Source organism: Sandarakinorhabdus rubra, assembly GCF_010994245.1.
Taxonomy (GTDB): Bacteria; Pseudomonadota; Alphaproteobacteria; order Sphingomonadales; family Sphingomonadaceae; genus Sandarakinorhabdus; species Sandarakinorhabdus rubra.
In genome coordinates this window covers 1-6,147 of sequence record NZ_WMHO01000160.1, presented here as the reverse complement: position 1 = coordinate 6,147, position 6,147 = coordinate 1, and the positions used below count along the sequence as shown (strand labels likewise).

Annotated in this window: 5 protein-coding genes and 1 tRNA gene; 5 read left to right on the top strand and 1 reads right to left on the bottom strand. The window is 64.9% G+C overall.

Annotated elements, in window-relative coordinates:
* On the bottom strand, window positions 1-772 hold a 772-nt coding region (locus tag GJV64_RS10335; protein WP_164157155.1), incomplete at its 3' end, for a UDP-N-acetylglucosamine 2-epimerase.
* Window positions 773-1,902: 1,130 nt separating this feature from the next.
* Here GJV64_RS10335 and cmk point away from each other — a divergent pair.
* The 5 genes from cmk to GJV64_RS10310 all read left to right on the top strand — a co-directional run bounded on the left by cmk (window position 1,903) and on the right by GJV64_RS10310 (window position 6,004).
* Window positions 1,903-2,556: a (d)CMP kinase gene (gene cmk, locus GJV64_RS10330; protein ID WP_164157154.1), complete on the top strand. Its 654-nt coding sequence runs from the start codon at window positions 1,903-1,905 to the stop codon at window positions 2,554-2,556.
* Window positions 2,557-2,758: 202 nt separating this feature from the next.
* Window positions 2,759-4,486 carry a 30S ribosomal protein S1 gene (rpsA, locus tag GJV64_RS10325; RefSeq protein ID WP_164157153.1) on the top strand — a complete coding sequence of 576 codons (1,728 nt, stop codon included), beginning with the start codon at window positions 2,759-2,761 and terminating at the stop codon, window positions 4,484-4,486.
* A 213-nt stretch (window positions 4,487-4,699) separates the two neighbouring features.
* Entirely contained in the window at window positions 4,700-4,978 is a 279-nt protein-coding gene (locus GJV64_RS10320) for an integration host factor subunit beta (protein WP_164157152.1), read from the top strand.
* 37 nt (window positions 4,979-5,015) lie between these two features.
* Window positions 5,016-5,102, top strand: a tRNA-Leu gene (locus GJV64_RS10315).
* Window positions 5,103-5,350: 248 nt separating this feature from the next.
* A complete protein-coding gene (locus tag GJV64_RS10310; protein ID WP_164157151.1) occupies window positions 5,351-6,004 on the top strand; it encodes a Tim44/TimA family putative adaptor protein in 654 nt (217 codons plus the stop codon).
* Window positions 6,005-6,147: the final 143 nt, after the last annotated feature.

Below are 6,147 nucleotides of genomic sequence, written 5' to 3'. Positions count from 1 at the left end.
CGAGCCGCGCCAGCACGGGCCCGGAGATGGCCGGGCTGGGGTGGACCGGCAGCAGAACCTCCGCCTCGCCGGCCAGTTCGGCCAGCGCCGCCAGAACGCCGGCCAGCTGCCGGCCGCGGTTCTCTCGGCGGTGGATGGTGGCGAGCAGCCAGGGGCGCGTCCGCGGCACCTGCGCGAACGGCGCCACGGCGGCATCGGCCAGGCGGCCATCGGCGTCCAGCCGCGCCGCCATCAGCAGCAGCGCATCGATGCCGGTGTTGCCGGTGACATGCACGCCCTCCCTTATGCCTTCCGCCGCCAGTGCCGCCGCCGCCGCGGGCGTGGGCGCGAAATGCCAATCGGCGAGCTGGGCGATCAGCCGGCGGTGCATCTCCTCCGGGTGGGGATCGAGGCTGCCGGTCCGCAAGCCCGCCTCGACATGGGCGAGCGGCACCCCGGCATAGCGGGCGGCCAGCGCCCCGGCGAGCGTCGAGCTGGTGTCCCCCTGCACCACCACGCAGGCCGGCGGCTGGTGCCGGATCAGATCAACGAGGCGCGGCAGCAGCGCCGCCACCTGCGCCTCCGGCGTGGCCTCCATCACCCCAAGATCATCATCGGCCACCAGCCCGAACCCAGCCAGCGCCTCGCCAAACATTTCCCGATGCTGCCCCGTCGCCACCAGCCGCACCGCCGCGCCCCGCGCCCGCAATTCCAGCACCAGCGGCGCCAGCTTCACCGCCTCGGGCCGCGTGCCGGACACGATCAGAATCGGAGATGTCGAACGGTCAGCCATGCCCCTTCGCCCCCGCGAATGACCTGACCCAGCCGAATTCATGGCGCAATCTGAGGGGGATGGCAATCAGCGCCGGATGAAAGGGCAGGAAGAAGGCCTCCGGCGGCAAGGGGCGCGGCCCCTTGACCCGTGCGTTCGGGGCGGCGCCCGACGCTCATCCTGGCACCTCGCTTGACGCAGAGTGTGGCTTGGCGTTGCCTTATGCTTTGCGTCTTCGCGCAGGTGCAAAATTGATTATAGTATTCACAGAATGAAGGCCACCTTCGGACACGATCTAAAACCCGCCAAGCGGGCACCGAAATTCAGAGATGAATAAAGTGCACTGTCACCGCAATCCCCATAATGGCGCAATCCACCGCAATTCTAAATAATTTATGGAAAAGCATTGCGCAGCCGATAAGAATAGCCCGGCGTTCTGGAGATCAAGAATGTCCCTCATTTGTGACATGTGGAACTGGCTTGGACAAAAAGGCCTTTTCGTTTTAGTTGGAGGCGCGCTAGCTATTATTCTTATTACGAACTTGACTATGAAAACAAGCGCTAACTTATTTATAGTTTCAGCTTATGACCTGATCAATATGATTGCATTTATTCATTTAGCTATGATTTTTTATTTCGTATTTTATGTCTGCGCTGATCTATCTGCGTACAGATACTTTGGGGTTTTTACAGTAGTAATCATTTTCTCTGCGATTCCATTGGTATTATTTGGCATACGTATACCCTTGTTCACAGAAACGAAGTTTCATTTATTGTTTCACCTCGTAATGCCCCTGGCCCTCGCTCTTATGATGGCAATTCTCAGTTACCCAATGATAAAGATTTTTAAAACATTCATCAAGTTTTAGATTACGGTGACAGTGGACTAAATTGACATCCGTACTTGAACCGCGAGAGCGTCCGCACCGATTACGGTAACAGTGCACTCGAATGCCGCAAGAACTCTTGACCATCGCGCCTGCCAGCACCCGGCTGGCCAGCCAGTCCATCGCCGGGCCCAGCGGCACCACGTTCGTCGAGCATGTGTGGCACTTGCCGGACAGCGACTGAAAACGAACGGGTGCAGGGACGAGTCCCTGCCCGCCGGAGGCACACTTGCCCTGCTTCTTCTGCGCCGCTAGGCCCGCCGGGTGACCAATGCCCCGCCCCTCGTCATTGCCGTCGATGGCCCGGCCGCTTCCGGCAAGGGCACCATCGCCAAGGCCCTCGCCCGCCATTACGGCCTGCCGCACATGGACACCGGCAAATTGTATCGCGCCTGCGGGCTGGCGGTGCGGCTGGCCGGGCACGATCCTTATGATGCCGAGGCCGCGGCGCGGGCGGCGAAGTCCATCGACCAGCGCCTGCTGGATGACCCCGATCTGATGAGCAGCCTCAACAGCGATTATGCCTCGATCGTTTCCAGCCACCCGGCGGTGCGCGCGGCCTTGCTGGAGACGCAGCAGGCCTTTGCGCGCCAGCCGGGCGGGGCGGTGCTGGATGGGCGGGACATCGGCACGGTGATCGCGCCCGATGCCGCCGCCAAGCTGTTCGTGACGGCTGCACCTGAGGTGCGCGCCGCCCGCCGCCATGCCGAACTGGCTGGCCGGGGCAGCGACCAGACGCTGGCCGACGTGATGGCCGATATCGCGGCGCGCGATGCCCGCGATTCCGGGCGTTCGGCGGCGCCGCTGGTGCGCGCGCCGGATGCTGCCTTGCTTGATACCAGCAATCTCGATATAGCCGCAGCCGTCGCTGCCGCGATCGACCTTGTGGAAAAGTCGAGAGCACAGCGCGGCCGGTAACTGGCAAAGGTTGCCCGGCAGGCTTGGCCCTGCCCGGGCGTTTTGGTTTTTTTCCGGCACTTCCAAGAGCGGCTGGCATGGTGCCACCGCGACGGCGATGAACGGCGGGCAATGGTGCCTTGCCGAGGGGTTTCGTGGGATCGGGTCGATGTTCGGCCCCGCCTTGCCCGCGCCGGCCCCAGTTGAAGGTTTGAACTGATATATGGCTACGTCTGCCCAGCCGACCCGCGATGATTTTGCGGCGCTGCTTGATGCCACGCTTGGCAAGGACCAGGGTTTTGAAGGCCGCGTTGTCCGCGGTGTCGTGACCCGGCTCGAAAATGAATTTGCCGTCATCGATGTCGGCCTGAAGAGCGAAGGCCGCGTGCCGCTGCGCGAGTTCGCCGATCTCACCGGCAAGGTGGATCTGGCCGTCGGCTCGGAAGTGGAAGTGTTCGTCGATCGCGTCGAGAATGCGCAGGGCGAGGCCATGCTGAGCCGCGACCGCGCCCGCCGCGAAGCCAGCTGGGATGCGCTGGAAACCAAGTTTGCTGCCGGTGAGCGCGTCGAAGGCGTGATCTTCGGCCGCGTCAAGGGCGGCTTCACCGTCGATCTGGGCGGCGCTGTCGCCTTCCTGCCGGGCAGCCAGGTCGATATCCGCCCGGTGCGCGATGTCACCCCGCTGATGAACCTGCCGCAGCCCTTCCAGATCCTGAAGATGGACCGCAAGCGCGGCAACATCGTGGTGTCGCGCCGCTCCATCCTGGAAGAATCGCGCGCCGAGGCCCGCTCCGGCCTGATCAACAGCCTGGCCGAGGGCCAGATCGTTGACGGCACGGTGAAGAACATCACCGATTATGGCGCCTTCGTGGACCTGGGCGGCATCGACGGCCTGCTGCACGTCACCGACATGAGCTACAAGCGCGTCAACCACCCGTCCGAAGTGCTGAACATCGGCGACGTGCTGCGCGTGCAGATCGTGCGCATCAACCGCGACACCCAGCGCATCAGCCTGGGCATGAAGCAGCTGGAAGCCGATCCGTGGACCACGGCGGCCGCCAACTATGCCGTGGGCACCCGCCACAAGGGCCGCGTCACCAACATCACCGAGTATGGCGCCTTCGTCGAGCTGGAAGCCGGCATCGAGGGCCTCGTCCACGTCTCCGAAATGTCGTGGGTCAAGAAGAACGTCCACCCCGGCAAGATCGTCTCGACCAGCCAGGAAGTGGAAGTGGTCGTGCTCGAGGTGGACGAAGACAAGCGCCGCATCAGCCTGGGCCTCAAGCAGGCGCAGCGCAACCCGTGGGAAGTGTTCGCCGAAACCCACCCGGTCGGCTCGATCGTGGAAGGCGAAGTCAAGAACGCCACCGAATTCGGCCTGTTCATCGGGCTGGATGGCGATGTCGACGGCATGGTGCACATGAGCGACATCGCCTGGGGCATGACCGGCGAAACCGCGCTGTCGCGCCACCACAAGGGCGAGCGCGTCTCGGCCCGCGTGCTGGAAGTGGACATCGAGAAGGAGCGCATCAGCCTCGGCATCAAGCAGCTGGATGAAGCCGGTGGCCCGGTGACGGCCGGCACCCGCAACACCAGCGGCGGCGACTGGAAGAAGAACGACATCGTGACGGCCACCGTGGTGGCGGCGCGCGATGGCGGCCTCGATGTCCAGATCGGCGAGGATGGCCCGGTGGTCTACATCAAGCGTGGCGATCTTTCCCGCGACCGCGACGAGCAGAAGGCCGAGCGGTTCCAGCCTGGCCAGAAGGTCGATGCCATGGTGGTGGGCTTTGAAAAGGGCCGCAAGCCGATGCTGTCCATCAAGGCGCTGCAGATCAGCGAGGAGAAGGAAGCCGTGGCACAATACGGCACCTCCGACTCGGGTGCCACGCTGGGCAACATCCTTGGCGCCGCCTTCAACAAGGCCCGCGAAGACGCCGACAAGAACTGAGCCCGCCCACCGCGGGCACGATCGAAACGCCCCGGCAGCACCGCGCTGCCGGGGCGTTTTGGCATGTCGGCGCCAGATTATGACATGCAGGTTGCAGAATCTGGACAGGCGCGGCTTGACCGCCCCTGCCATTCCAATAGAATTGCTCGCAATTCAAAGGGGGAAGCGCCGGCCCGGCGGCCCGGCGGCAACAAAACTGGGGGATGGGCAAGGATGATCAGGTCCGAACTGGTGCAGAGCATCGCCGAACAGAATCCGCACCTCACCCTGAAGGACGTGGAGCGCATCGTCGCCACCGTCTTTGACGAGATCAGCGATGCGCTCGCCGAAGGCCGGCGCGTGGAACTGCGTGGCTTCGGTGCCTTTTCCACCCGCGCCCGCGAAGCCCGCACCGGGCGCAACCCGCGCACCGGCGCCGCCGTCGATGTGAACGCCAAGCGCGTGCCCTATTTCAAGCCGGGCAAGGAATTACGCGAGCGGTTGAACGACTGAACGCGGACCGGACGCCACCCGGTGCGCGACGGGCACAGCGGGCGTGGCGGAACCGGTAGACGCAGCGGACTTAAAATCCGCTTTCCCAACGGAAGTGCGGGTTCGAGTCCCGCCGCCCGCACCAGACCGGCCCGCGCACGGGCCGCCGGCAGGCCGCAAATGCCGCACAGCCTTGCAAATGCACGGGCAAACGCCGATTGTTATAGATCAACAGCGACAGTGTGGGCGATTCCCCTTATTGTATGCTGGGTGCCGACCGGCCAAGTTGTGGGCGGTTGGGGCTAAACTGGTTGCCAGCGGCAGATTCCCTGCCGGCGGGGCGATCGCTGAAGTGGTTGAGTTTGCCATCGCTGCGGTGGCCGGGGATGCTGGATGTCTGACGGGAATGCCTGGATCGAGATCGTGCTGCTGGCAATGCTGGCCGCGTTTATCGGTCTGCGTCTGGTGTCCGTGCTGGGCAAGCGCACCGGGCAGGAACGCCCGATCGGGGACAGTTTCCGGGCGCCCGCCGAAGTGACCGCACCGCCGCGCCGCGAGGCCGAACGGCCGGTGCGCGGCGAACTGCTGCTGCCGCCGGGCACCGACGGCGCCCTGCGCGGCGCGCTGGAAGCCATTGCCGATGCTGATGCCGGCTTCGTGCCCGATCGCTTCCTGTCTGGCGCCCGCAGTGTCTACCAGATGGTGCTGGAAGGCTTCTGGGCCGGCAACGTGGGCGGCCTCACCGGCCTGGTGTCTGACGAGATCATCGACAATCTGGCCAGCGCGGTCGAAGCCCGCGGCGGCAAGACCCTGGCCAACCGGCTGATCGCCATCGACAGCGCCACGCTCCATGGCGCCACCCTGGTGGGCCAGATGGTGGAGGTGACCGTGCGCTTCGTCGCCCGCATCGCCACCGCCGACGGCGAGACCGAAAGCCGTGACCTGTGGACCTTCAGCCGCCTCGCCGGCAATCCGGACCCGGCCTGGGTGCTGATCGCCACCGACAACGAGGCCGACAGCACCGATCTGCCGCCCGACCACGGCTGAGCCGAAGACTAGGTGCGGCGCCGACATGCTGCGCCATTTTTCGTTTGCCGGCCTGCTGCTGCTCGCTGCCTGTGCCGGCCAGCCCGAGCGCCCGCCCGCTCCCCTGCCCCCCGCCCCACAAGCGCCGCCTGCTGCGACGCCGG